At 70.8% G+C, this 25304-nt stretch carries 23 protein-coding genes; 15 read left to right on the forward strand and 8 right to left on the reverse strand.

The window, feature by feature from the left end; all coding sequences use genetic code 11:
* Positions 1–30 precede the first annotated feature (30 nt).
* Both ACH4D5_RS11115 and ACH4D5_RS11120 read right to left on the reverse strand, forming a co-directional pair.
* Positions 31–1818, reverse strand: a complete 1788-nt coding sequence (locus ACH4D5_RS11115) for an ABC transporter substrate-binding protein (RefSeq protein ID WP_398300833.1) — start codon at positions 1816–1818, stop codon at positions 31–33.
* Between the two features lie 97 nt (positions 1819–1915).
* Positions 1916–2941, reverse strand: coding sequence for an ABC transporter permease (locus ACH4D5_RS11120; protein ID WP_398300835.1), 1026 nt, complete (start codon positions 2939–2941; stop codon positions 1916–1918).
* A gap of 370 nt (positions 2942–3311) precedes the next feature.
* Here ACH4D5_RS11120 and ACH4D5_RS11125 point away from each other — a divergent pair, with 370 nt between their 5' ends.
* From ACH4D5_RS11125 to ACH4D5_RS11145, 5 genes are read left to right on the forward strand one after another with little or no spacing between them, the layout of a single operon-like run.
* A complete protein-coding gene (locus tag ACH4D5_RS11125) occupies positions 3312–4949 on the forward strand; it encodes an ABC transporter substrate-binding protein (RefSeq protein WP_398300837.1) in 1638 nt (545 codons plus the stop codon).
* A gap of 18 nt (positions 4950–4967) precedes the next feature.
* The gene (locus tag ACH4D5_RS11130) at positions 4968–5891 is read left to right on the forward strand and encodes an ABC transporter permease (RefSeq protein ID WP_398300839.1); all 924 of its coding nucleotides are present in this window, start codon (positions 4968–4970) and stop codon (positions 5889–5891) included.
* Positions 5884–6864, forward strand: coding sequence for an ABC transporter permease (locus ACH4D5_RS11135; RefSeq protein ID WP_398300841.1), 981 nt, complete (start codon positions 5884–5886; stop codon positions 6862–6864). Before ACH4D5_RS11130 ends, ACH4D5_RS11135 begins: the two co-directional genes overlap by 8 nt.
* 6 nt (positions 6865–6870) lie before the next feature.
* Positions 6871–7917, forward strand: coding sequence for an ABC transporter ATP-binding protein (locus ACH4D5_RS11140; RefSeq protein ID WP_398300843.1), 1047 nt, complete (start codon positions 6871–6873; stop codon positions 7915–7917).
* Complete coding sequence (locus tag ACH4D5_RS11145; protein ID WP_398300845.1) at positions 7904–8941, forward strand: ABC transporter ATP-binding protein; 1038 nt, start codon at positions 7904–7906, stop codon at positions 8939–8941. The genes ACH4D5_RS11140 and ACH4D5_RS11145 overlap by 14 nt, the downstream gene beginning before the upstream one ends.
* A 33-nt stretch (positions 8942–8974) precedes the next feature.
* Here the strand turns inward: ACH4D5_RS11145 and ACH4D5_RS11150 are convergent, their stop codons facing one another.
* Positions 8975–11152, reverse strand: a complete 2178-nt coding sequence (locus ACH4D5_RS11150; protein ID WP_398300847.1) for a prolyl oligopeptidase family serine peptidase — start codon at positions 11150–11152, stop codon at positions 8975–8977.
* A gap of 147 nt (positions 11153–11299) precedes the next feature.
* Here ACH4D5_RS11150 and ACH4D5_RS11155 point away from each other — a divergent pair, with 147 nt between their 5' ends.
* From ACH4D5_RS11155 to ACH4D5_RS11190, 8 genes are all read left to right on the forward strand, one after another.
* The gene (locus tag ACH4D5_RS11155; protein WP_055569071.1) at positions 11300–11494 is read left to right on the forward strand and encodes a hypothetical protein; all 195 of its coding nucleotides are present in this window, start codon (positions 11300–11302) and stop codon (positions 11492–11494) included.
* Between the two features lie 22 nt (positions 11495–11516).
* A complete protein-coding gene (gene mshB / locus ACH4D5_RS11160) occupies positions 11517–12485 on the forward strand; it encodes an N-acetyl-1-D-myo-inositol-2-amino-2-deoxy-alpha-D-glucopyranoside deacetylase (protein WP_398300849.1) in 969 nt (322 codons plus the stop codon).
* On the forward strand, positions 12482–12973 hold the full coding sequence (locus tag ACH4D5_RS11165) for a DUF6113 family protein (protein ID WP_398300851.1): 492 nt from the start codon (positions 12482–12484) through the stop codon (positions 12971–12973). The genes mshB and ACH4D5_RS11165 overlap by 4 nt, the downstream gene beginning before the upstream one ends.
* A gap of 165 nt (positions 12974–13138) precedes the next feature.
* Complete coding sequence (locus ACH4D5_RS11170) at positions 13139–15244, forward strand: hypothetical protein (RefSeq protein WP_398300853.1); 2106 nt, start codon at positions 13139–13141, stop codon at positions 15242–15244.
* Between the two features lie 132 nt (positions 15245–15376).
* Positions 15377–16309, forward strand: a complete 933-nt coding sequence (locus tag ACH4D5_RS11175; RefSeq protein WP_398300855.1) for an ABC transporter ATP-binding protein — start codon at positions 15377–15379, stop codon at positions 16307–16309.
* Between the two features lie 14 nt (positions 16310–16323).
* Positions 16324–17064, forward strand: a complete 741-nt coding sequence (locus ACH4D5_RS11180; protein ID WP_398301431.1) for an ABC transporter permease — start codon at positions 16324–16326, stop codon at positions 17062–17064.
* 59 nt (positions 17065–17123) lie between these two features.
* Complete coding sequence (locus tag ACH4D5_RS11185; protein WP_398301432.1) at positions 17124–18281, forward strand: sensor histidine kinase; 1158 nt, start codon at positions 17124–17126, stop codon at positions 18279–18281.
* Positions 18278–18937, forward strand: a complete 660-nt coding sequence (locus ACH4D5_RS11190; RefSeq protein ID WP_398300857.1) for a response regulator — start codon at positions 18278–18280, stop codon at positions 18935–18937. Before ACH4D5_RS11185 ends, ACH4D5_RS11190 begins: the two co-directional genes overlap by 4 nt.
* Positions 18938–18942: 5 nt before the next feature.
* On the opposite strand, the gene ACH4D5_RS11195 is transcribed toward ACH4D5_RS11190, so the two are convergent.
* The 3 genes from ACH4D5_RS11195 to ACH4D5_RS11205 form a co-directional block, all read right to left on the reverse strand.
* Positions 18943–19797, reverse strand: coding sequence for a transglutaminase family protein (locus ACH4D5_RS11195; RefSeq protein ID WP_398300859.1), 855 nt, complete (start codon positions 19795–19797; stop codon positions 18943–18945).
* 66 nt (positions 19798–19863) lie between these two features.
* Positions 19864–20694 (reverse strand): tetratricopeptide repeat protein, encoded by an 831-nt coding sequence (locus ACH4D5_RS11200; protein ID WP_398300861.1) that lies wholly within the window; start codon positions 20692–20694, stop codon positions 19864–19866.
* A 98-nt stretch (positions 20695–20792) separates the two neighbouring features.
* The gene (locus ACH4D5_RS11205) at positions 20793–21794 is read right to left on the reverse strand and encodes a GNAT family N-acetyltransferase (protein WP_398300863.1); all 1002 of its coding nucleotides are present in this window, start codon (positions 21792–21794) and stop codon (positions 20793–20795) included.
* 143 nt (positions 21795–21937) lie between these two features.
* On the opposite strand from ACH4D5_RS11205, the gene fdxA reads away from it, so the two are divergent.
* Both fdxA and ACH4D5_RS11215 read left to right on the forward strand, forming a co-directional pair.
* Positions 21938–22258, forward strand: a complete 321-nt coding sequence (gene fdxA / locus ACH4D5_RS11210; RefSeq protein ID WP_362917932.1) for a ferredoxin — start codon at positions 21938–21940, stop codon at positions 22256–22258.
* A 94-nt stretch (positions 22259–22352) separates the two neighbouring features.
* On the forward strand, positions 22353–23447 hold the full coding sequence (locus tag ACH4D5_RS11215) for a bifunctional succinyldiaminopimelate transaminase/glutamate-prephenate aminotransferase (RefSeq protein WP_398300865.1): 1095 nt from the start codon (positions 22353–22355) through the stop codon (positions 23445–23447).
* Between the two features lie 110 nt (positions 23448–23557).
* Here ACH4D5_RS11215 and ACH4D5_RS11220 read toward each other — a convergent pair whose 3' ends face one another.
* Both ACH4D5_RS11220 and ACH4D5_RS11225 read right to left on the reverse strand, forming a co-directional pair.
* Complete coding sequence (locus ACH4D5_RS11220; RefSeq protein ID WP_398300866.1) at positions 23558–24031, reverse strand: ATP-binding protein; 474 nt, start codon at positions 24029–24031, stop codon at positions 23558–23560.
* 325 nt (positions 24032–24356) lie between these two features.
* Positions 24357–25265 carry a heavy metal transporter gene (locus tag ACH4D5_RS11225; RefSeq protein ID WP_398300868.1) on the reverse strand — a complete coding sequence of 303 codons (909 nt, stop codon included), beginning with the start codon at positions 25263–25265 and terminating at the stop codon, positions 24357–24359.
* Positions 25266–25304 lie beyond the last annotated feature (39 nt).

Consider the following 25304-nt stretch of genomic DNA (forward strand, 5'->3'; position numbering starts at 1 on the left):
GAGAGGCCGCCCCACCACGGGGGCCGGTCGTCAGGCCTTGACGTACGTCTTGTAGATCAGCGTCGCGGCGAACTGCGGGTCGTGCTGCGCGCCACCGACCTTGGAGCCGTGCAGGTAGAAGCGGCGCTGGTAGGTCTCCGGGATGATCGGCACGACCTCTTCCATGATCCGCTTGTCCAGCGCGGCCCAGGCCTTGCCGGCTTCCTTCTGGTCCGAGATCTCGGCGTTCTTCTTGATCGCCTCGTTGATCCAGTCGACGTCGGTCTGCGAGATGTTGTTCTGGCCGTCGCCGATGGCCTCACCGTCGAAGAGCGGCTGGATCAGGGTGTACGCGGTCGGCCAGTCCGGGGACCAGCCGAACCACATCACGTCGAACTTGTTGTCGATGCGCTGTGCCTGGTCGTAGTAGTCCGTCGAGTTGAGCGGCTTGATGACCGGGTCGAAGCCGGCGGCCTTCAGCGCGTTCTCGATGACGACCTTGGTCTTGTCGTACGTGGGGCGCTGCGGGAAGGCGTAGACGATCTTCTGGCCGAGCTTGCCGGCCTTCTTCAGGATGGCCTTGGCGGCCGCCGGGTCGCCCGCGGGCTTCTTCAGCTTGCCGAAGACGTCGAACTTCTCGCGGCCGATGATGTCGGGGCTGAGGATGGTCGTCGCCAGCTCGCCCGCCGACTCGCCGCCGTAGATCCGGCGGATCTGCTCCAGCGGCCACGCGATGTTGAGGGCCTTGCGCACCTCGACGTCGGTGATGCGCTTGGTGTTGATGGCGTAGTAGTACGTGCCGGAGGACAGACCGTTGAAGGACCGCTTCTTGACCTCGGGGTTGGAGAGCACCTTCTGCATGCGCTCGGCCGGGATCGGCTCGTAGATGGCGATCATCTGCTGGTCCTTGCCCTGGTCCGCGATGAAGCGGTCGCAGGAGTCAAGGCCCGTCGGTCCGAACTCGAACTCGAAGCTGTCCGGGTAGGCGGTGCGGATCGGGTCGGTCTTCGGGTCCCAGTGCTTGTTGCGCGTCAGCGTCATCGACTTGTCGATGGAGCGGTGCTTGACGATGTACGGGCCGCAGGAGAACGGCGTCTTGTCGTACTTCTCCTTGGTGTCGTGCTTCACCGGGGTGGCCGCGTACGAGTGCATCGCCAGCGTGAAGTTGAAGTCCGGGCGGGCTTCCTTCAGCTTGAACGTGATGGTCTTCTTCGCCTTGTCGATGACGATCGAGTCCAGGTGGTCACCGTCGTACGGGCCCTTGTAGCCCTCGCGCCACTTGGCGCCCTTGCCGGTCAGCGCCGTCTGGACGTACGAGGCGCCCTCGGTGATGAAGGAGGCCCAGGAGCGCTCGAAGCCGTGGCGGACGTCCTCGACGGTGAGCTCGCTGCCGTCCTGCCACTTCAGACCGTCCTTCAGCGTGAAGGTCCAGGTCTTGTTGCCGTCGGACGCCTTGCCCACGTCGGTGGCGAGGTCGCCGACGAGGGTCATCTTGCCCTTGTCGTCGATGTAGTAGCCGGTGAGCGTGCGGGCGTACAGGTTGGCGATCGAGGAGTTGTACGCGAAGTAGATGCGCTGCGGGTCCATGTGCGACACGTCGTCCTCGGCGACACCGTAGATCGTGCCGCCCTTCTTCGCGCCCGGGACCTCGGGAGCGGGGCCCTTCGAGTCCTCCGCGGTGCCGATCTTCACGCTGGCACCGGTGTACTCGGTGGCGCCACCGTGGTTCGAGCCCTTGCCGCCGTTGCCGGAGCCGCCGCTGCTGCACGCGGTGAGGACCATCGATCCACCGGCCGCGACCGAGGTCGCGACGACGAAGTTTCTGCGGGAGAGAGACATGTGGCTACCAACCCTGATTGTCGAGGAAAGCCGAATAGAGGGAGCGGGGAGAGCAGCCGGGCACTGCCCCGTCGCGGGTGCCCGGCCGGGGGGAGTGTCAGCGTTTGGTCTTCGGGTCCAGCGCGTCGCGCACCGAGTCGCCGAGGAGGTTGAAGGCGACGACGAAGATCACCATCGCGATGCCGGGGAAGGCCATGTACGTGATGTCCTGCTCGTACACCTCGGAGGCGCGCTGGATCATGACGCCCCAGTCGGGGGTGGGCTCCTGAAGTCCCACGCCCAGGAAGGCGAGTCCGGCCTCGGCGGTGACGAACATGGGGAGGGCGAGCGTGGCCTGGATGAGGATCGGCGTCCACAGGTTGGGCAGCAGTTCCTTGAAGATGATCCGGGCCGGTGAGGCACCGGTCACCTTCGCCGCCTCCACGAACTCCCGCTCGCGCAGGGCAAGCACCTCGCCGCGCAGCAGACGGGCGATGGACGCCCAGCCGAAGGCCGTCATCACCGCGATGAGGCTGGTGACCGTCAGCCACGTCGGTGTCTTGTCCTCGGGGGCGACGACCACCGAGATCATCACGGGCCAGAAGGCGATGAAGAACAGCGTCGAGGGGAAGGCGAGCAGGATGTCGATGACCCGGCCGATGAAGTAGTCGGTCTTGCCGCCGAGGTAGCCGGCCGTGATGCCGACGGCGATGCCGATGAGCGTCACGAGGATCGTGGTCGCGGCGGCGATCAGCAGCGAATTGCGCATGCCGTACAGCAGGAAGGTCAGGACGTCCCGGCCCAGCTGGGGCTCGATGCCGAACCAGAACTCGCTGTCGATGCCGCCATTTGGCTTGATCGGATAGCTGAACTCGTTGAACAGGCTCGGGTCGTTGACCCCGTACGTCGTGTACGGGTCCTTGCCGTACACCTTCGAGATCAACGGCGCACACAGCGCGACAACAAAGAAGAACAGCACGACACACGCGGCGACGACGCCGGACTTGTCCCGCTTGAACCGGGTCCAGGCGAGCCGGCCCGGCGAACGGCCCTTGCTGCCCTGGTCCTTGGGCGAAGAAGGCGTGCCGGATGCCGTGTCCGTCACTTCAAGCGTGGCGGCGGCAGCGGGAGTTGGCGAGGTCATGGCGCTCCAGGCCCGGAGGGGTCATCAGGAATCCGCAGGACAACCAGTACCCACGGGCTAGGCGCGACTTTCGCAAGGCGTTTCCCACGCGGTCAATGAATCGTCAGGCGCCTTGGGTCGCTCTTGGGTTTCTTGATCAAGACTTTGCGTGAACATGGGCATGCCATTGCCTTGGCGTAATCATGCGTGATGGACAAGGCGGGGCGATCCCGGGTGACCCCGGCAATGAGTCCGATATGCGGGCGCCGACGTCTCGGAATGCGTACATCCGGATGGGCTCGTACTCGTACGGCCGGGGTAAATGTGCGATTCATACAGATTGAGGCGATATTTGGCGGTACGCGAGACACCCGGACAACAGGAGGACTCCATGCGCGGAGCCACGCACGCCAAGTGGGCCACATGTGCGGTGGCGGTCGCTCTCGCGGCGACGGCCTGCGGTGGCGGGGGAAGCGGCGGTGGCGGCGGTGGCGGTGACGGCTCCGGCATCGTGAGCTCCTCCTGGGGCGACCCGCAGAACCCGCTCGAACCGGCGAACACCAACGAGGTCCAGGGCGGCAAGATCCTCGACATGATCTTCCGGGGTCTCAAGCGGTACGACCCGAAGACCGGCGAGGCCAAGGACATGGTCGCCGAGTCGATCGAGACCAAGGACGCGCAGAACTTCACGGTCAAGATCAAGGACAACTGGAAGTTCAGCAACGGCGAGAAGATCACCGCCAAGTCCTTCGTGGACGCCTGGAACTACGGCGCCCATCTGAAGAACAACCAGAAGAACGCCTACTTCTTCGGGTACATCGACGGGTACGACAAGGTCCACCCCGAGAAGGGCGACCCGAGCGCCGAGACCCTCTCCGGACTGAAGGTCGTCGACGACAAGACCTTCACCGTCAAGCTCAGCCAGAAGTTCTCCACCTGGCCCGACACCCTCGGCTACCCGGCCTTCGCGCCGCTGCCCAAGGCGTTCTACGACAACCACGACGCCTGGCTCTCCAAGCCCGTCGGCAACGGCCCGTACACCGTGGACTCGTACACCAAGGGCTCGCAGATGTCCCTGCGCAAGTGGGACGGCTACCCCGGCAAGGACAAGGCGCGGAACGGCGGTGTGGACATGAAGGTCTACACCGACAACAACACCGCCTACACCGACCTGATGGCCGGCAACCTCGACCTCGTCGACGACGTCCCCGCCTCGCAGCTCAAGAACGCCAAGAACGACCTCGGCGACCGCTACATCAACACCCCCGCCGGCATCATCCAGACCCTCGCCTTCCCCCTCTACGACAGCGAGTGGAAGAAGAAGGGCATGGAGAAGGTCCGCCGGGGCCTGTCCATGGCCATCAACCGCGAGCAGATCACCGACACCATCTTCCAGAAGACGCGGACGCCCGCCTCCGACTGGACCTCGCCGGTCCTCGGCGACAAGGGCGGCTTCAAGAAGGGGCTGTGCGGCGACGCCTGCACGTACGACGCGGAGAAGGCAAAGAAGCTGGTCGAGGAGGGCGGCGGCATCCCCGGCGGCACCCTCAAGGTCACGTACAACGCGGACACCGGCTCCCACAAGGAGTGGGTCGACGCCGTCTGCAACTCCATCAACAAGGCCCTCGACCAGGACAAGGCGTGCGTCGCCAGTCCCGTCGGCACCTTCGCGGACTTCCGCAGCAAGGCCTCCAAGCAGGAGCTCGACGGGGCCTGGCGCGCGGGCTGGCAGATGGACTACCCGCTGATCCAGAACTTCCTGGAGCCGGTCTACTACACGGACGCCCCGTCCAACGACGGCAAGTTCTCCGACGACGAGTTCGACAAGCTCGTCAACGAGGCCAACGGCGAGACGGACACCGGCAAGGCCACGGCCAAGTTCCAGGATGCCGAGAAGATCCTCGCCCGCGACATGCCCGCCATCCCGCTCTGGTACCAGAACGGCAGCGCCGGCTACTCGGACAAGGTCTCCGACGTCTCCCTCAACCAGTTCAGCGTGCCCGTCTACAACGAGATCAAGGTCGACTGAGACGCCGGGAGCCCCGCCATGGGACGTTATGTGATCCGGCGTCTGCTGCAGATGATCCCGGTCTTCATCGGCGCCACGCTGCTGATCTTCCTGATGGTGAACGTGATGGGCGACCCCGTCGCGGGGCTCTGCGGGGACCGCAGGTGCGACCCCGCGACGGCCCTCCGCCTGAAGAAGGAGTTCGGCCTCGATAAGCCGGTGTGGCAGCAGTACCTGACGTACATGGGCAACGTCTTCACCGGCGACTTCGGCACCGCCTTCAACGGACAGAAGGTCACCGAGCTGATGTCGGCCGCCTTCCCGGTCACCATCCGCCTGACCCTCGTCGCCATCGTCTTCGAGATCGTCATCGGCATCACGCTGGGCGTCCTCACGGGCCTGCGGCGCGGGCGCCCCGTCGACACCGCGGTGCTGCTGCTCACGCTCGTCGTGATCTCCATCCCCACCTTCGTCACCGGACTCGTCCTGCAACTCCTCCTCGGCGTCCAGTGGGGCGTCATCAAACCCTCCGTGTCGAGCGAGGCGCCCTTCAACGAACTGCTGATCCCGGGGCTCGTGCTCGCCTCCGTCTCACTGGCGTACGTGACCCGCCTGACCCGCACCTCCATCGCGGAGAACCGGCGCGCCGACTACGTCCGCACCGCCATCGCCAAGGGCCTGCCCCGGCGCCGCGTCATCACCCGCCACCTGCTGCGCAACTCACTGATCCCGGTGGTCACCTTCATCGGCACCGACGTGGGCGCCCTGATGGGCGGCGCGATCGTCACCGAGCGGATCTTCAACATCCACGGCGTCGGCTTTCAGCTCTACCAGGGCATCCTCCGCCAGAGCACCCAGACCGTCGTCGGCTTCGTGACCGTCCTCGTCCTGGTCTTCCTGGTGGCCAACCTCATCGTCGACCTCCTGTACGCCGTACTCGACCCGAGGATCCGCTATGCCTGAACCGCAGGAGCCGGAGCGCGCCATGGCCGCCACCGGCATGGGCGGCGCGATGGACCTCGCCACCAGCGAGGCGACGTCCCTGGAGAAGACGGCGGCGGGCGGCCCCGACGGCAGCGGCCCCTCGGCGCCGGCCCGCAGCCTGTGGTCCGACGCCTGGCGGGACCTGCGCCGCAACCCCGTCTTCATCGTCTCGGGCCTGATCATCCTCTTCCTCGTCGTCATCTCCCTCTGGCCCTCGCTCATCGCCTCCCGCAACCCGCTCGACTGCGACCTCGCCAACGCGCAGAAGGGCTCGGCGCCCGGCCACCCCTTCGGCTTCAACGAGCAGGGCTGCGACGTCTACACACGGGTCGTGTACGGCACCCGGGTCTCGGTCACCGTCGGCGTCTGCGCCACCCTCGGCGTCGCCGTCATCGGCAGCGTGCTCGGCGGGCTCGCCGGGTTCTTCGGCGGCGCGTGGGACGCGGTCCTCTCCCGCATCACCGACATCTTCTTCGCCATCCCCGTCGTCCTCGGCGGCCTGGTGCTCCTGTCCGTGGTCACCAGCTCCACCGTCTGGCCGGTCGTCGGCTTCATGGTGCTGCTCGGCTGGCCGCAGATCTCCCGCATCGCGCGCGGCTCCGTCATCACCGCCAAACAGAACGACTACGTCCAGGCGGCGCGGGCCCTCGGCGCCTCCAACTCCCGGATGCTGCTCCGCCACATCACCCCGAACGCCGTCGCGCCGGTCATCGTCGTCGCGACCATCGCGCTCGGCACCTACATCGCCCTGGAGGCCACGCTCTCGTACCTCGGCGTCGGCCTGAAGCCGCCGACGGTGAGCTGGGGCATCGACATCTCGGCCGCCTCCCAGTACATCCGCAACGCCCCGCACATGCTGCTCTGGCCGGCCGGGGCCCTCGCGATCACCGTGCTCGCGTTCATCATGCTCGGCGACGCGGTGCGCGACGCCCTCGACCCGAAGCTGAGGTAGGCGCCCATGGCAACCGTGGCATCCGAGGCCCCCGCACCCAAGGAGCCCCAGGCCTCCAAGCTGCTCGAAGTCCGCGACCTGCACGTGGAGTTCCGCACCAGGGACGGGGTCGCCAAGGCCGTCAACGGCGTCGACTACAGCGTCGCCGCGGGCGAGACCCTCGCCGTCCTCGGCGAGTCGGGCTCCGGCAAGTCCGTGACCGCCCAGGCCGTCATGGGCATCCTCGACATGCCGCCCGGAAGGATCACCAAGGGGGAGATCCTCTTCCGGGGCCGGGACCTCCTCAAGCTGAAGGAGGAGGAGCGGCGCAAGGTCCGCGGCGCCGGAATGGCGATGATCTTCCAGGACGCGCTGTCCTCACTCAACCCGGTGCTGAGCGTCGGCGAGCAGCTCGGCGAGATGTACGTCGTGCACAAGGGCATGTCGAGGAAGGACGCGAAGGCCAAGGCCGTCGAGCTGATGGACCGGGTTCGCATCCCGGCGGCCAGGGAGCGCGTCGGGCAGTACCCGCACCAGTTCAGCGGCGGCATGCGCCAGCGCATCATGATCGCCATGGCGATGGCGCTCGAACCCTCGCTGATCATCGCCGACGAGCCCACCACCGCCCTCGACGTGACGGTCCAGGCGCAGGTCATGGACCTGCTCGCGGAGCTCCAGCGCGAGATGAACATGGGCCTGATCCTCATCACCCACGACCTCGGCGTCGTCGCGGACGTCGCCGACACCATCGCCGTCATGTACGCGGGCCGCATCGTCGAACGGGCCCCCGTCCACGAGATCTACCGGGCCCCCGCCCACCCGTACACCCTCGGCCTGCTCGAATCCATCCCGCGCCTGGACCAGAAGGGCCAGGAGCTCTACGCGATCAAGGGCCTGCCGCCCAACCTCATGAACATCCCGCCCGGCTGCCCCTTCCACCCCCGCTGCCCCATGGCCCAGGACATCTGCGTGACCGACGATCCACCGCTCGCGAAGGTCACGTACGAGGGACTGACCGCCGACCGCAGGAGCGCCTGCCACTTCTGGAAGGAGACGCTCGATGCGTCACGGTGACGGCGGCGAGCCGATCCTCCGGGTCCACGGCCTGGTCAAGCACTATCCGCTGACCCAGGGCATCGTCATCCGCAAGCAGGTCGGCGCGGTCAAGGCCGTCGACGGCGTCGACTTCGACCTGGCGCGGGGCGAGACGCTCGGCATCGTGGGGGAGTCCGGCTGCGGCAAGTCCACGGTCGCGAAGATGCTGGTCAACCTGGAACGGCCGACCGCGGGCGAGATCCGCTACAAGGGCGAGGACATCACCAAGCTCTCCGGCCGCGCCCTGAAGGCCGTCCGCCGCAACATCCAGATGGTGTTCCAGGACCCCTACACGTCCCTGAACCCGCGCATGACCGTGGGCGACATCATCGGCGAGCCGTACGAGATCCACCCCGAGGTCGCCCCGAAGGGCTCGCGCCGCCGGCAGGTCCAGGAACTCCTTGACGTGGTGGGTCTCAACCCCGAGTACATCAACCGCTATCCGCACCAGTTCTCCGGCGGCCAGCGCCAGCGCATCGGCATCGCCCGCGGCCTCGCGCTGCGGCCCGAGGTCATCGTCGCCGACGAACCGGTCTCCGCGCTCGACGTCTCCGTCCAGGCGCAGGTCATCAACCTCCTGGACAAGCTGCAGAACGAGTTCGACCTGAGTTACGTCTTCATCGCCCACGACCTGTCGATCGTGCGGCACATCTCCGACCGCGTCGGCGTGATGTACCTCGGGCGGATCATCGAGATCGGCTCGGACGAGGAGATCTACGAACACCCCACGCACCCCTACACCCAGGCGCTCCTCTCCGCCGTGCCGGTCCCCGATCCCGAGGCACGCGAGCACCGGGAGCGGATCATCCTCTCCGGAGACGTGCCGTCGCCCGCCAACCCGCCCTCGGGCTGCCGGTTCCGCACCCGCTGCTGGAAGGCGCGGGAGCGGTGCGCCCTGGAGGTACCGGCGCTCGCGGTGCCTGCGGAGTTCCGGTACGAGGACGGGCCCGCGGCGCACGACTCGGCCTGCCACTTCGCCGAGGAGAAGCAGGTCGTGCCGTAGGCGCGGGCCCGCGGAGTGATCTGAGCGGAGCGGTCAGAGCCCCAAGGAGCGCTTCAGGAAGTCGACCTGGAGCAGCAGCAGGTTCTCTGCGACCTGCTCCTGAGGCGTCATGTGCGTGACGCCGGACAGCGGCAGGACCTCGTGCGGGCGGCCCGCGGCGAGCAGCGCCGAGGAGAGCCGCAGCGAGTGCGCCACCACTACGTTGTCGTCGGCGAGGCCGTGCACGATCAGCATCGGGCGGTGCGGTTCGGCCGCTGCGACGAGTCCGTCGTCCCAGATGAGGGAGTTGTACCGGTACGTGTCCGCGTTGCGGGCCGGGTCGCCGAGGTACCGCTCTTCGTAGTGCGTGTCGTAGAGCCGCAGATCCGTCACCGGGGCGCCGACCACCGCCGCGTGGAACACGTCGGGGCGGCGCAGCGCGGCCATGCCGGCCAGGTAGCCGCCGAAGGACCAGCCGCGGATCGCCACCCGGCCGAGGTCGAAGGGGAACCGGTCGGCGAGCGAGTGGAGCGCGTCGATCTGGTCCTCGAGCGTCAGGGTCTTGTCGTACTTGATCGACTTCTCCCAGCCGGGGGAGTGGCCCGGCGTGCCGCGGCCGTCCGCGACGAGCACCGCGAAGCCCTGATCGGCGAACCACTGCGAGGTCAGGAAGATGTTGTGGGCGCGCTGGACGCGCTGGCCGTGCGGGCCGCCGTACGGATCGAGGAGTACCGGAAGGGGCCCGTCCGTGTCCTTGTAATCAGTGGGGAGCAGGACGGCGCACGGAATCCTCCGCGTGCCCCCTTCGGTGAGCGTCACGCGCGGAGTGAGCCCCGGGCGCTGGGCGTGTGAGGCGACGGTCGCCACCTGCTTGCCCTCGCGCAGCACCTGGACCTGAGCGCCGGGACGGTCGAGTGTGGCGGACACCAGGACGGTCAGGCCGCCGCGGCCGCCCCCACGGACCGCGGAGTGCACACCGGGCTCCTGGGACACGCGCTCCACGCCCAGTTCGTTGACGCGGTACACATGGATCTCACCGGTCTCCGGGTCGGCCGCCGCCGCGCCCGCCGACGCCGAGATCAGAATGTCCTCCTCCGTCACGTCCAGGACCGCCCTGACGTGCAACTGCGGCCCGGTCAGCGGCCGTTCCCCCCACGCGAGGACGCGCGCGCCGCCCTCGTCGGCGATCCGCACCAGCTTTCCGCTGGGCGACCAGCACGGCACTCCAGGGAAAAGTTCAAGCCATTCTGGATCCTCCTCCGCGTGCACCATCCGCGTCGACCCGCCGTCCGGATCCACCGCCAAGTACAGCTGGCTGCCCTGGTCGCGCGACTGCACGAGCAGCAGCGGAGCGCCGTCCGCCGACCAGTGCACGCGCGCGAGATAGGGGAAGCGGGCGCGGTCCCAGACCACCTCGGTGCGCGACCCGTCCAGGCCCAGGACGAACAGCCGTACGTCCGCGTTGGGCGTGCCCGCGGCCGGGTACGCGACCCGCTCGGGCTCGCGCTCCGGATGCGCCGGGTCCGCGATCCACCAGCGCTGTACGGGAGCGTCGTCCACCCGCGCGACGAGCAGCCGGTCCGAGTCCGGCGACCACCAGAAGCCCCGTGAACGCCCCATCTCCTCGGCCGCGATGAACTCCGCGAGGCCGTAGGCGACCGTCGCCTCCTGGCCCGGCTCCGGCGCCGCCAGGGCCCGGTCGCCCGCACCGTCGGCGCCCATGACCCGCAGGGCGCCCCGCGCCACGTACGCGACGTGCCGCCCGTCCGGCGAGGGGCGCGGGTCGATCACCGGGCCCGGCGCGGGCAGTTCGCGAGCCGTGCCCGCGTGCAGCTCCGCCGCGAAGAGCCGGCCCGACAGCGCGAACGCCGCCAGCTCCACCGCCGCGTCCGTCGCGTAGCCCACGATGCCCGCGCCGCCCTCGCGGCTGCGCTCCCGCCGTGCGCGCTCCTCGGGCGACAACCGCTCGGCGGCGCCGCCCAGGAGCACGTGCGGATCGGCCGCCACGCGCTCGCCGCCGCCGTCCGACACGTCCAGGACCCACAGCCGGTTCGCCCGGTCCGTGCCGTCGGACGAGCGCAGGAAGACAAGGCGTGAACCGTCCGGCGCCACCGTGAACGCACGGGGCGCGCCGAGGGTGAAGCGTTGCGTGCGGGCGTGCTGACGCGGGAAGGAGAGCCGCTGCGCCGGGCTCTCGTCGGGCCTGGGATTTCCGGGGTTCTCGGTGGTCATCCCCCGAGCCTATGGCTCATGCGCCCCCCTGTGCTGCCGTGCTCCGAGTCATGCGTCCGCACGGATAGTTATGATCCGTAGCGCTTGGTGGGTATGTACCTGCTGGCGTCCGCACTGGGTTTCGTCAACGACTTGGAGGTGACCGCCGTGGCACTCTCGATTTCGGCGGTGGTGCTGCTGGCGATCATCGTCTTCCTGTTGGTCAAGAAGTCAGGGCTGAAGGCCGGGCACGCGGTCGTCTGTACGCTGCTCGGCTTCTACCTCGCGAGCTCGTCCGTCGCGCCGACCATCAACGAGCTGACGACGAACGTGGCAGGGATGATCGGCGACATCAAGTTCTGACCGGGGCTCGTAGGGTGGTCCCATGACGGAACTGCCCGCCCGGCGCCTGCTGCTCGTGCACGCGCACCCCGACGACGAGTCGATCACCACCGGCGCGACCATGGCCAAGTACGCGGCCGAGGGCGCCCACGTCACCCTGGTGACGTGCACGCTCGGCGAGGAGGGCGAGGTCATCCCGGCCGAGCTCGCCCATCTCGCCGCCGACCGCGAGGACGCCCTGGGCGCCCACCGCATCGGGGAACTGGCCGCCGCCATGAAGGAAGTAGGGGTCACCGACCACCGCTTCCTCGGCGGCCCCGGGCGCTACCGCGACTCCGGAATGATGGGCACCGAGCAGAACGACCGCCCCGGCGCCTTCTGGTCGGCCGACCTCGACGAGGCGGCCGCCCACCTGGTCGAGGTGGTCCGCCAGGTGCGCCCGCAGGTCCTCGTGACGTACGACCCCGACGGCGGGTACGGCCACCCCGACCACATCAAGGCGCACCGCGTCGCCATGCGCGCCGCCGACCTCGCGGCCGATCCGGCCTTCCGCGCCGACCTCGGCGCGCCCCACGCCATCGACAAGATCTACTGGAACCGTGCCCCGCGGTCCGTGGTCGAGGAGCGCTTCCGCTGGATGTCGGGAGCGCTCGGGCACTCGCCGTTCGGCACGCCCGCCGCCGTCGCCGACGTGCCCGGCGTCACGGACGACGAGCGGATCACGACCGAGATCGACGGCAGGGCCTTCAAGAGCGCCAAGGCGGCGGCGATGGCGGCCCACGCCACCCAGATCACCGTGAGCGGCCCGCTCTTCGTCCTCTCCAATCAGCTCGCCCAGCCCATCTTCGATGTGGAGTACTACGAGCTGGTGCGGGGAGAAGCGTCGACAGAGGGATCTTCGGGTTCATCCGAGGGATCATCAGAGGGGTCATCAGAGGGGTCGTCCCGTGAGACGGATCTCTTCTCGGGGCTTGAAAGGGTGACGGATGTGGCGGAGGTGACCGCGCTGTGAGTACGCGATCCCGTGCGGCGTCGGGTTCCGGTTCCGGTTCCGGGGCCGCGGCCGGCAGACCCGCGTCCTCCGGCGCGGCCACGCCCGCCCCCGCCGGCGGCAGCTTCCTCGCCCAGCCCCTCAGGGCGGGGCGCCTCGCCGCCTACGCCGGGCTCTTCGTGTTCGGCGCCGTCGTCGGCGCCGCCGGAGCACTCGTCCAAGGCGGCTTCTTCCCCGCCGGGTTGCTGCTCGCGCTCGTCGGCGCCGCCGGTGCCTTCTACGGCGGGGCACGGGCGGTCGGCACCAAGGCGGGGGCCGTCGCGCCCGCCGCCGGCTGGCTCGTCGTGGTGATGCTGCTCACCGCCACCAGACCCGAGGGCGACTTCCTCTTCGGCGCGGATCTCGGCTCGTACGGCTTCCTGCTCGGCGGAATGGCCGTCGCTGTGATGTGCGCCACGCTCGGGCAGGGGTCGCAACCGAGCGCGCCCGCCGCCCGACTTGGCAAGTGACGTACCACTTCGGACCGTGTCCCGCAGGGGTTTGACGCCGGTCACGGAATGAGTGCCGACGGCGGCCAGTATGGTGGTGCGGCCGCCGAGCCTCCCCCAACCTCCGGCCGGGGGGACCCCGGACGAGGTCGAGACGGGCGGCGGAGTCAACCAGGAGAACCTGCCTTGAGTCGTGAAACTGACAGTTCGTCCTCCGGGCCCCAGGGGCGCGGTGGAGCCGCATACCCCTCGGGGACGCCGCCGTACGGCTCCCCGGCACAGGGCGCTGCCGCCGACGGCGGCGCGGACGGCGCGCGGCGGCCCGACGAGCCCGAGACCCAGACCACGCTGACCACCCGCATCCGGATCAACATTCCCGGTTCGCGGCCCATCCCGCCGGTCGTCATGCGGACGCCCGTCGGTGACGAGGGCTCGCACGGGGACTCCTCATCCGTGGACGACGACAGCCGCAGGGACGGTGCCGCACCGGGTGCTCCCGGCGCGGGAGACGCGGGCGGGGCGACGGGGGCCGGAGCCCCGGCCTCCCCGGCTTCCTCCGGAGCTGGTTCCGGTTCAGGTTCCGGTTCCGCGTCGGGTGAGGGCGGCCAGGGGGCCGCGTCCTCCCCTTCGCAGTCCTCGGCCGACGAGAAGACGAGCGACTGGTTCGCGCCGCGCAAGCCCGCCCGGAGTGACACCGGGAGCGGCTCGGGCGTCCCCGGCGCGAATGGTCCGGGGGCGAACGGCCCGGGGGCCAACGGTTCCGGTACGGGGCAGTTCGACGTGTCCGGCGCCGTCGCGTCGGGCCCCCTCGGCTCGGGCGGCCCGCAGAGCGACCCGCACCGCGGCGACCTGCCGTACTTCTCCGGCGGTACGGGCGGCTCCGGGGACTCCCGGCCCGCAGGACCGACCGGCGGCCCCGTCACGGGCGACAGCCCGCTGGCGCCTCCGGGCCGCCACAGCGCTCCTGGCGCACCCGGCGGCCCCGCCGACTCCGGTGCGCGGCCGCCCCGTTCCGGCGCCATGAGCGACGACACCGCGATCCTCACACCGCAGAAGTCCGGCCCGGTCCCTCCGCCCGGCGGCCCGCGTCCGCCCGTCGGCGGCCAGGTGCCCGGCGGACCCGGTGCTCCGGGCGGCCCCGGTGGCCCCGGCGCTCCCGCGCCCGGCGCCAACGTCTCCGGTGAGACCCTCACCAGCGGCATCCCCGTCGTGCCGCCCACGCAGGACAACTCCCCGTTCGCGCCGGGCCCGCAGGGTGAAGGACCGGTTCCGCACACCCCGCCGAAGCTGCCCGACCCGGTGCGCTCGGACGTGCCGCCCGCCGCCGCCGCGCCGAAAAAGAAGAAGGGCCGCAACAAGCTGGTCCTCCTCGCGGCCGCCGTCGTGGTCGCGGGCTGCGGGGCGTACGGCGCGGGCCTGTTGATGAACCACGCCGACGTCCCGAAGGGCACCACCGTGCTCGGCGTCGACATCGGCGGCGGCACCCGCGACGAGGCCGTGAAGAAGCTCGACGCGGCCCTCGACGCGCGCGTCACCAAGCCGCTGAAGCTCTCGGTGGGCGGCGACACGGTCACGCTCAAGCCGGACCAGGCGGGCCTCACCCTGGACAGCCAGGCCACCGTCCGCGAGGCCGCGGGCAGCGACTACAACCCCGTCTCGGTGATCGGTTCGCTCTTCGGTGGCCAGCGCGTCGTCGAGCCCGTCATGCCCGTCGACGAGGAGAAGCTCGCGGCCGCCCTGGAGCGCGCGGCGGGCGGCTCGGGCACGGCGCAGGAGGGCACGGTCAAGTTCGTGCCGGGCAAGGCCCAGCCCGTCTACGGCAAGGTCGGCAAGGGCATCGACCCGCAGGCGTCGACCGCTTCGGTCGCCGACGCGTACAAGAAGCAGGTCGAGACGGGCAGCGCGGGCGCGGTCCAGGTGCCGGTCACCACGCGCAAGCCGACCGTCTCCAAGGCCGAGGTCGACAAGTTCATGACCCGGTTCGCCAAGCCGGCCATGTCCGCCAACGTCACGATCAAGGCGGGCGCCAAGTCGATCCCCTTCGGCCCGGAGAAGTCGCTGCCGAAGATCCTGGAGACGAAGGCCCTCAAGGACGGCACCCTTCAGGTGCACTACAACCTCGAAGAGCTCAAGAAGCTGTACGGCAACGTCTTCGACGGCGTCCTCATCCAGCGCGGCGACGGCTCCAAGACGCCGGTCCAGCCGACCGACGTGGCCGCGGCGATGGGCAAGGCGCTGGTCGGCAAGACGCCCGCCGAGCGGATCGGCGTCATCGAGACCAACGCGAGCTGATTCCCGCAGGCCGGCGGAGGCCGGACGGTTCACCGGGGTGAACCGTCCGGCCTCCGGCATGACATCTGTCATCCCGTAGTCACCACATCCGACACTGCCGCCGTGACCTGCGGTTTTGCGACGATGGTGAACATGACGACGACCACAGCACCGCCCGTCACCAGCGCGGTGAGCTTCGAGCGGGTGACCAAGAACTACGGCGACGTCCGCGCCGTCGACGGCCTGACCCTCGACCTCCACCCGGGCGAGACGGTGGCGCTCCTCGGGCCGAACGGCGCGGGCAAGTCCTCCACCCTCGACCTGCTGCTCGGCCTGCGCAGCCCGGACAGCGGAACCGTGCGGGTCTTCGGGACCGAGCCGCGCGAGGCGATCACGGCGGGCCGGGTCGGCGCCATGCTGCAGAGCGGCGGACTGATGGGCGAGGTCACCGTGCGCGAGCTGGTGACGCTCGCCTGCGAGCTGCACCCGAGGCCCCACCGCGTCAACGACGTGCTCGCCCACGCGGGCATCACCCAGATCGCGGACCGCAAGGCCGACAAGCTCTCCGGCGGCCAGGAGCAGCGCGTCCGCTTCGCGCTCGCCACGGCCGGCGCCTCTGACCTGATCGTGCTCGACGAGCCGACCACCGGCATGGACGTCACCGCACGCCAGGCGTTCTGGGCCACCATGCGGGAGCAGGCCGACCAGGGCCGCGCGGTCCTGTTCGCCACCCACTATCTGGAGGAGGCCGACGCGATCGCCGACCGCGTCCTGGTCCTGCACCGCGGCCGGCTCCTCGCAGACGGCACCGCGGCCGAGATCAAGGCGAAGGCGGGCGCCCGCAAGGTCGCGTTCGACCTGGAGCGGATCGACCCGGAGCTCGCGCGACGGCTCCGCGCGCTGCCCTTCCTCACCACCCTCGACATCGCGGGCCACACGGTCCGCCTCCAGTCGACGGACGCCGACGCCACCGTGCACGCGCTGTACGGGCTCGGCGTGTACCCCCGCAACCTCGAAGTCGCCGGGCTCGGCCTGGAGCAGGCCTTCGTGGCGATCACCGAGGCCGAGGAGGCCAGGACCGCATGAAAGGCACCCACGGCATGAACAGCCTCATCAAGCTCGAGATCACCCGCGCCCTGCGCAACCGCAAGTTCCTCTTCTTCTCCGTCATCTATCCGTCGATGCTCTTCCTGATCATCGCGGGCACCCAGAACGGCGCCGACCAGGTCCCCGACACGGGCCTGTCCGTCCCCGCGTTCATGATGGTCTCGATGGCATCCTTCGGCGCCCTCACCGCCGTACTCATGGGCAACAGCGAGCGCATCGCCAAGGAGCGCGAGAGCGGCTGGGTGCGGCAGCTGCGCCTGACGGCGCTCCCCGGGCGGGGGTACGTCCTGGCGAAGACGGCGAGCGCGGCCGTGGTCAGCCTGCCGTCCATCCTCGTGGTCTTCGCGGTCGCCGCGATCTTCAAGGACGTCCGCTTCGACGCCTGGCAGTGGCTGGCGCTGACCGGCGCGATCTGGGCGGGCAGCCTCTGCTTCGCCGCCCTCGGCGTGGCCATCGGCTACCTCGCGTCCGGCGACGCCGTGCGCCCGATCACGATGATCGTCTACTTCGGGCTCTCCATGCTCGGCGGCCTGTGGATGCCGGTGACGACGTTCCCGCACTGGCTCCAGGAGGCGGCGTCCTGGCTGCCCACCCACGCGTACGCCGCCCTCGGACAGGCCATCGAGCTGGGCGACGCACCGCACGCGAAGGACCTCACGCTCCTGGTCGCCTACTTCCTTCTCTTCGCGGGCGGCGCGGCGTGGCTGTACCGGAAGGACACACTGAAGGCGTGAGTACGAGCCGGGGCGCCGAGCACGCCCAAGAGACCGACCGGTACGACGACAGCCACCCGATGCAGACCTTCGGGCAGCCGGTCATGGGCCGCCGCCAGATCCTCACGAAGGCCGTCTGGATCGGCATCTGGCTGGTCTTCCTGACGAGCCCCGTCCACGACCTCGTGGTGACCGAGCGGAGCGCCACGGCCACCGCCCTCGGCTCGCTGGGCCTCGCGGCCTTCGTGGCCTGCTATCTCTCACTCGTCTTCCGCTACACGACCAAGGTGCTCGACTGGCGCGCGGTGTACGTGGCGTTCGCCGCGCAGTTCACGCTCGCCGTGGTCCTCACGCTCTGCTTCGGCACCCAGTGGCTCGGGCTCTTCGTCTACGTCTCCGTGTCCGCCGGCGCCGTGCTGCCGATGCGGTACGCGGCCCGGGTCATCCCCGCGGTCACCGGCGTGATGGTCGCGATCGGCCTGCGCACGGACAGTCTGCAGGACCTCCTGGGCAACCTGGTCGTGCTCAGCGTGCTCGTGGGGTTCGCGATGGCCGGTGTGCGCCAGCTGATCCGTACGACGATCCAGCTGCGGCAGGCCAGGGCCACCGTCGCCCAACTGGCGGCCAACGAGGAGCGGCTGCGGCTCGCCCGGGACCTGCACGACCTGCTCGGCCATTCGCTCTCCCTCATCACGCTCAAGAGCGAGCTCGCGGGACGGATGCTGCCCGACCACCCCGATCAGGCGGCCCGGCAGGTCGCCGACATCGAGCAGGTCAGCCGCCAGGCCCTGGTGGACGTGCGCGAGGCCGTCTCGGGCTACCGCAGGCGCACCCTGGCCGGTGAGCTGGCCGGCGCCCGCACCGCGCTGACCGCCGCGGGCATCGAGGCCGACGTGCCGCTGGAGCCGCCCGCCGAACTGCCGGGGGAGGAGGCGGAGGCGGCGCTGGCGTGGGCGCTGCGGGAGGCCGTGACCAACGTCGTGCGGCACAGCGGGGCCTGCCGGTGCACGGTGGCGTTCACGGCACGGAAGACGCTCGGCGGACCGCTGCTCGAACTCACGGTGGAGGACGACGGAGTCGGCGGTTCCGGTGCCGCGGCGGGGAACGGCCTGACGGGCCTCGGCGAACGCGTGGAGGCCGTCGGCGGCATCCTGGAGACGGGCCCGGGCACCCGCCGCGGCTTCCGTCTGGCGGTCCGGGTGCCGCTGGCGGAGGCGACCGTAGGATCCCCCTCATGAGCAGTGGGAACAGCGGGACCAGCACAGGCAGTGGTACCAGCGGGAGCGGTGTCATCAGGGTGCTGTTGGCCGAGGACCAGTCGATGGTCCGTGAGGCCCTCGCGGCGCTGCTCGGTCTGGAGCCGGACATCGAGGTCGTCGCCCAGGTGGCCCGCGGCGACGAGGTGCTCGCGGCGGCCCGCGCACACGCCGTGGACGTGGCGCTGCTCGACATCGAGATGCCCGGCATGACCGGCATCGAGGCGGCGGCCGAACTGCACGCCGCGCTCCCCGCCCTGAAGATCGTCGTGCTGACCACCTTCGGGCGCCCCGGCTATCTGCGCAGCGCCATGGAGGCGGGCGCCGACGCGTTCCTCGTCAAGGACGCCCCCGCGGCCCAGCTCGCCGCGGCGGTGCGCAGGGTGCTCGCGGGGGAGCGGGTCATCGACCCCACGCTGGCGGCGGCCGCCCTCGCGGAGGGCGCGAACCCCCTGACGGACCGCGAGCGCGAGGTGCTGCGCGCGGCCGCGGGCGGCGCCACCAACGCCGAGCTCGCCAAGACCCTGCACCTCTCCCAGGGCACGGTCCGCAACTACCTCTCGACGGCCATCCAGAAGCTCGCCGTCCGCAACCGCGCGGAGGCGGTCAGCACCGCCAGGGACAAGGGCTGGCTCTGAGCCCGTCAGTTCAGCATCGCCCGCGCCCCCAGCGCCTGCCGCCGGGCCCGGTCGGCCGTCGCCGGGTCCCGGGCGGCGACGAAGTCGGCGTACGTGTCCAGCTCCCGCGCACCCGCCAGGAACTCCCCTTTGTGTACGAGGAGTTGGGCGCGCTCGTAGTGCAGCCGGGGCGGCGGTGACGGCAGGAGGAGACAGAGGTCGACCGCCCAGAGCGAGACATCGGCGCGCTCGGGGCGGGGCGCCGCCCAGGCGCGGATGTTGTTCAGGATGCGCGCCACGATGTCCAGCGGGCTCGCGGGGCTCAGCATCGACGGTACGGGCGGGGACCCCGTCGCCGCCGCCACGAGCAGCTCCACGTCGGTCCCGGTGAGCAGCCGGCCGCCGTCGAAGGGGTCGGCGAGGACCTGGTCGTCGCACGGTCCGAAGCCGACCACGAAGCGCCCGGGGAGCGCGACGCCGTGGACGGGGGCGCCCGCGCGCCGCGCGACTTCCATCCAGACGACGGAGAGCAGGATCGGCAGGCCTCTGCGGCGGCGCAGGACCTGGTGCAGGAGCGACGAGTCGAGGCGCTGGTAGTCGCCGGGCCTGCCCCTGAAGCCGCAGCGCACACCGAGGAGCTCGGCCAGGGCGGCGGCCCAGGCGCGCGGGTCGTCGGCGCGGCGGGCGCGGCGGCCGAGCACGGCCTGTTCCGCGAGCCGGTCGAGCAGGCGCCGTGCGGCGCGGAGGTCCGCCTCGTCGAGCGAGGGGTCGGCCTCGGTGCCGATCAGCAGGCACAGCAGCGCCAGATCGGGCCGCGCGGACTCGGCCTCGGCCGCGAACAGCCGCCGCCACTCGGTGGTTCCGGGAGGTCGGGGGTGCATACGTCCGTGGTGCCCGGTCGCCTCGATCGATACGTCCGTCCGGGCGGGCCGCGTCCCCCGGACCGGTCAGTTCAGCATCGCCCGCGCGGCCCGCGCCTGCTGGCGCACCCGGTCCGCCGTGGTCGGCTCCACCGGAGTGACCACATCCGCGTACGCGTCCAGCTCCGCCGCGCCCCCCAGGAAGTCGCCCCGCTGGACGAGGAGTTGGGCCCGTTCGTAGCGCAGCCTGGCCGGATGGGCGGGCAGCAGGAGCGACAGCTCCAGGGCCCACAGGGCGACGTCGGACCGCTCGGGCCGTGCGGCGGCCCAGGCGCGGATGTTGTTGAGGATCCGCTGCACGATGTTGAGCGGGTCCGCGGGCGTCAGCATGGACGGCTGGATGCCCGTGCCCGCGGTCCCGGCCACCAGCAGCTCCGCGTCGGTGCCGGTGAGCAGCCGGCCGCCGTCGAAGGGGTCGGCGAGGACCTGGTCGTCGCGTGGTCCGAAGCCGACGACGAAGTGTCCGGGGAGCGCGACTCCGTAGACGGGGGCGCCCGCACGCCGCGCGACTTCCATCCAGACGACGGAGAGCAGGATGGGCAGGCCTCTGCGGCGGCGCAGGACCTGGTGCAGGAGCGAGGAGTCGAGCCGCTGGTAATCGCCCGGTGTCCCCTCGAACCCGCACTGTTCACCGAGAAGTTCGGCCATCGCGGTCGCCCACGCGCGCGGCCCGCCGGGCCGGAACGGCAGCAGCCCCGCCAGGCGGTCGAGCTCGATCTCGGCGGCGTCGATCCCCGCCTCGTCGAGTGAGGGATCCGCCTCGGCGCCGATCAGCAGGCACAGCGGCGCGAGACCGGGCCGCTCCGACCGCGCCTCTTCGGCGAACCGCCGCCGCCATTCGCCGGACTCCGCGTGCATACGTGCCTCGTGTCTGCCCTCGCCGGGCGCTGTCTCCGTGCCGTGCTCTGCTCTGTCGTGCTTGCCGTGCCGTGCTCCGTCGGGCCCGCCGCTCCCGCTCAGGCAGGGCCGTACCGGTAGTGGTGATAGGCGTGATGAGCGGCGAAACCCATCCCGCCGTACAGCGCCCGCGCGCTGTCGTTGCCGTCCTCGACCTGCAGCCAGGCCGCCGAAGCGCCCTCGGCCAGGGCCTGCCGGGCCAGTGCGGTCATCACCGCGGTGGCGAGCCCCCGGCGCCGGTGCTCCGGGTCCACCTCGACGGCCATGAAGCCCGCCCAGCGCCCGTCCACCACGCACCGCCCGATGGCGGCCGGGACGTCACCGCTCCCGGGCACGGAAGCGAACCATACCGAGGGCCCGCCCGCCAGCACCTCGAGCACATGCGGTCCGGGTACCCCGAACCGCTTGTACCGCCGCAGCCACGGCTCGTCGAAGGAGCGCGAGAGCACGACACGGTCCACGTCCGCGGCCAGGTCCCCGACCGGGGCGAGCCCGCCGACGTGCAGCTCCGCGCTCCCCTCGCGCACCCAGCCGCGCTCCTCCAAGCCGGCGCAGAGCAGTTCCTGCGTGCCCTCGGCGCCGGTCGCGGTCTGCACGTACGGGGGCAGGCCACGGGCCGCGTACCAGTCACGGACGTACGACAGGGCCTCGTCCAGCGGCCGTCCCGGATCGCCCAGCGGCAGCACGGAGTTGGCGCGCCGCGTGAACCCCGCCGCCGACCGCAGCTGCCACTCGCCGAGCCGCTCGCTCTCCACGGGCCGCCAGGCCCGGGCGGAGACCCGCGCCAGCTCCTCGTACGAGGCGGCGGGCCCCCGGCGGCGTGCGGGCGCGGCCGGCACGACCTTGCCCGCCACCAGGGAGTGTTCCGGAATCCGGACGCTCTCACCGTTCCGTCGTGTGATGAGCACCACACCGTCGTCCCACGATGTGAGAACACCAACCGTGTCGGTGAACTTCTCCGTCGGCGCGGAAGCGCCGCTCAAGCGACGGATCGAGACTCGTTTGCCCACGTCAGCAGGGGTGATGCGGACCTCGAGTCGTCCGCCGCCGGTGATTTCCACAGCTCTGCAAGCCCCTCCTGTTCGGATCATGCCCGGGAACGGAGATACTAGGGGCGGGCATCGACGACGCCGCGCTCCCGCGCGCCAGGCGAGCGGAGCCTGAAGACGGCCCGCCAACGCCCGTATCGAGGAGGAACGACAGCGTGACCTACGTCATCGCGCAGCCTTGTGTCGACGTCAAGGACAAGGCGTGCATCGAGGAGTGCCCGGTCGACTGCATTTACGAGGGCCAGCGGTCCTTGTACATCCACCCGGACGAATGCGTCGACTGTGGAGCCTGCGAACCGGTCTGCCCGGTCGAGGCGATCTTCTACGAGGACGACACTCCTGAGGAGTGGAAGGACTACTACAAGGCGAACGTCGAGTTCTTCGACGAGCTCGGTTCGCCCGGTGGCGCGAGCAAGCTCGGCCTGATCGAGCGCGACCACGCCTTCATCGCCGCCCTGCCGCCGCAGAACCAGTAACGGCAGCCTGAGCGTCGCCCCGGTCCCGTACGGCATCTTCGCCGCACGGGACCGAGGCATACGCAACGACCAGCACCAGCACGGGAGTCAACACGTGTCCGCAGTCTCCGACCGGCTTCCCACCTTCCCCTGGGACAAGCTCGAGCCGTACAAGGCCACGGCGGCCGCCCACCCCGGCGGCATCGTCGACCTGTCGGTCGGCACCCCGGTGGACCCGGTTCCCGAGCTGATCCAGAAAGCGCTGATCGCCGCCGCGGACTCGCCCGGCTATCCGACGGTGTGGGGCACGGCCGAGCTGCGCGACGCGCTCACCGGCTGGTGCGGACGGCGGCTCGGCGCCCGGGACCTCACCCACCGCAACGTCCTGCCGATCGTCGGCTCCAAGGAGCTCGTGGCCTGGCTCCCGACGCAGCTGGGCCTCGGCCCGGGCGACGTGGTGGCCTACCCGCGGCTCGCCTACCCGACGTACGAGGTGGGCGCGCGCCTGGCCCGCGCGGAGTACGTCGCCTATGACGACCCGACCCGGCTGGACCCGACGAACCTCAAGCTCCTCTGGCTCAACTCGCCCTCGAACCCCACCGGTCGCGTCCTGTCGAAGGAAGAGCTGACCCGTACCGTCGCCTGGGCGCGGGAGCACGGCGTGCTGCTCGTCAGCGACGAGTGCTACCTGGAGCTCGGCTGGGAGGCCGATCCGGTCTCCGTCCTGCACCCGGACGTGTGCGGCGGTTCGTACGAGGGCATCGTGGCCGTCCACTCGCTCTCCAAGCGGTCCAACCTGGCGGGGTACCGCGCGGCGTTCGTCGCCGGTGACGCGGACGTCCTCGGGGACCTCCTGCAGATCCGCAAGCACGGCGGCATGATGACCTCCGCGCCGACCCAGGCCGCCGTCGTGGCGGCGCTCGGCGACGACGAGCACGTGCGCGAGCAGCGCGAGCGGTACGCGGCCCGGCGCACGGCCCTGCGCGACGCCCTGGTGAAGCACGGCTTCCGCATCGAGCACAGCGAGGCGAGCCTGTACCTGTGGGCCACCCGCGACGAGTCCTGCTGGGACACCGTCGGCCACCTCGCGGGCCTCGGCATCCTGGTGGCGCCCGGCGACTTCTACGGCCCGGCGGGCGACCGGTTCGTGCGCGTGGCGCTGACGGCGACGGACGAGCGGGTCGCGGCGGCGGTCGAGCGACTGACGTGACGCGGCTGGTGTGACGCGGCTGGTGTGACGCGGCGCTGAACCGTCGCTTCCGAGTACGGCGAAGGGCCCGGAGCCAATGGCTCCGGGCCCTTCGTGCGCATGCCCCGCGATCAGCCCAGCGGCAGGCTCTTGACCGGCAGCTGGTCGGTCGGCAGACCGCCCTTGGTCAGCGAGTCGGTGGGCAGGCCCTGACCCAGCGCGCCGTCGGTCGGCAGCCCGCCCTCGGTGGCCGAGTTCGCGGTCTCGCCGAGCACCTCGCCCGTGCTGCCCGCGACTTCGCCGGCGGCCCTCTGCGCGGCGGGGGTCGCCGTCTTGCCGGCCCGGCCGATGGCCTTGGTCGCGGCCGGGACGGACTTCTTCACGGCCTTGCTGCCGGTGTCGCCCGCGAGGTTGCCGACGTTCTGAGCCGCGTCGTCGACGGTGTTGCCGAGGCTGTCGCCGTCCACGGCGGACACTCCGCCCAGGTCGGGGCCGGCCGGGAGGTCAACGGCGCTCGCGGAGCCGGCCGCACCGACCACGGAAGCTGCACCCGCTGCGCTCAGCAGCGCGGCACGGGCGATCCGGCGGGTCAGGGGGAGGGACATGGTGCTCCTTCAGACGGGAGAGAACGTTGGGTTGTCCGGCCGGATCGGCTCCGGCGTCGCGCCGGACGGCTTCCGGCGATCAGACGCAGTGACTACCGCTCGAAGCCCCCGAAGGTTGCGGTGCGCCAACGTAAAGAGTTGGCAATGCGTCGCATTATCGGCTGCGGAGAAAAGGGGGCAAACGGCTTACGGGCCAATTCGCTGCAGAATCCTTCATCCTCCGCGTCCACAAGGGATTCGGGGATTGTGCGGAGCGTGGGCGGAAAACTCGGACACGGTCTCGCCCCGTCACGCCCGGCGTGCCCCGGACGAGTGAAGCGCCGTACTACTGCCCAGTGACGATTCGAACCTCGCCCGCGGCCCGGCCCGCACCCGCGGCGCCGGCCGCCCGCACCTTCCGCCACTCCCCGGAGCCTCCGGCGCGCCACTCCCTGCCGTCGTACGAGACCCGCTCGATGTGGAGCGCCGAGGACTGCGCCACGGCCCAGTGCGCCAGCTCCCAGCCGCGGCGCGACGCCCGGTCGTCGGCCGGGCGGGCGGGCGCGGGGACCGTCACCGTGCGCCCCTGGCCGCCGCTGGGGCGCACCTCGCGGCCGAAGTCGCGGGCCAGGGCGGCCCGCACCCGCGCCGGGTCCGCGGGGACGGTGCCGGCGGCGGGGCGGCCCTCGCAGCCGAAGGTCGCGGGGCCGCGGCCGGTGAGCGCGGCGGCGAGCAGCGCGGCGTCCGGCTCGTGCTTGGCGTAGGCCTGCGGAAAACCGCTGCGCTGCACGCGCTGCGCGGCGACCGTGAGGGGCAGGCGCGAATAGCCCGGGACGTCGGCCAGATGCTCGTAGAACCGGGCGGCGGAGTACGCCGGGTCCATGATCTGCCGCTCGTCGCCCCAGCCCTGCGAGGGGCGCTGCTGGAAGAGGCCGAGCGAATCCCGGTCCCCGTGCGTGATGTTGCGCAGGCCGGACTCCTGCAGAGCGGTGGCCAGGGCGATGGTCACCGCGCGCTCCGGCATCCCGCGCGAGGTGCCGGCCGCCGCCACCGTCGCGGCGTTCTCCGCCTGTTCGGCCGTGAAGGTGTACGAAGCGCCGTCGCCCTTCCCCGACACGACCGTGCACCGCGGCTCGCGCTTGCCCCCGTACACGTACTGGAGCGCCACATAGCCCACGACGGCGAGCAGCACGGCGGCCGCGGTCCCGATACGCAGGAGACGGCCGTGCCGGAAGAGGGTGGCGGGCTCAAGCACGCGTCCAAGGTACTGGAGACCTCTGACAGGCCCGCGCGC

It is taken from the genome of Streptomyces sp. NPDC018029, from assembly GCF_044327655.1.
In the GTDB taxonomy this organism is placed as follows: domain Bacteria; phylum Actinomycetota; class Actinomycetes; order Streptomycetales; family Streptomycetaceae; genus Streptomyces.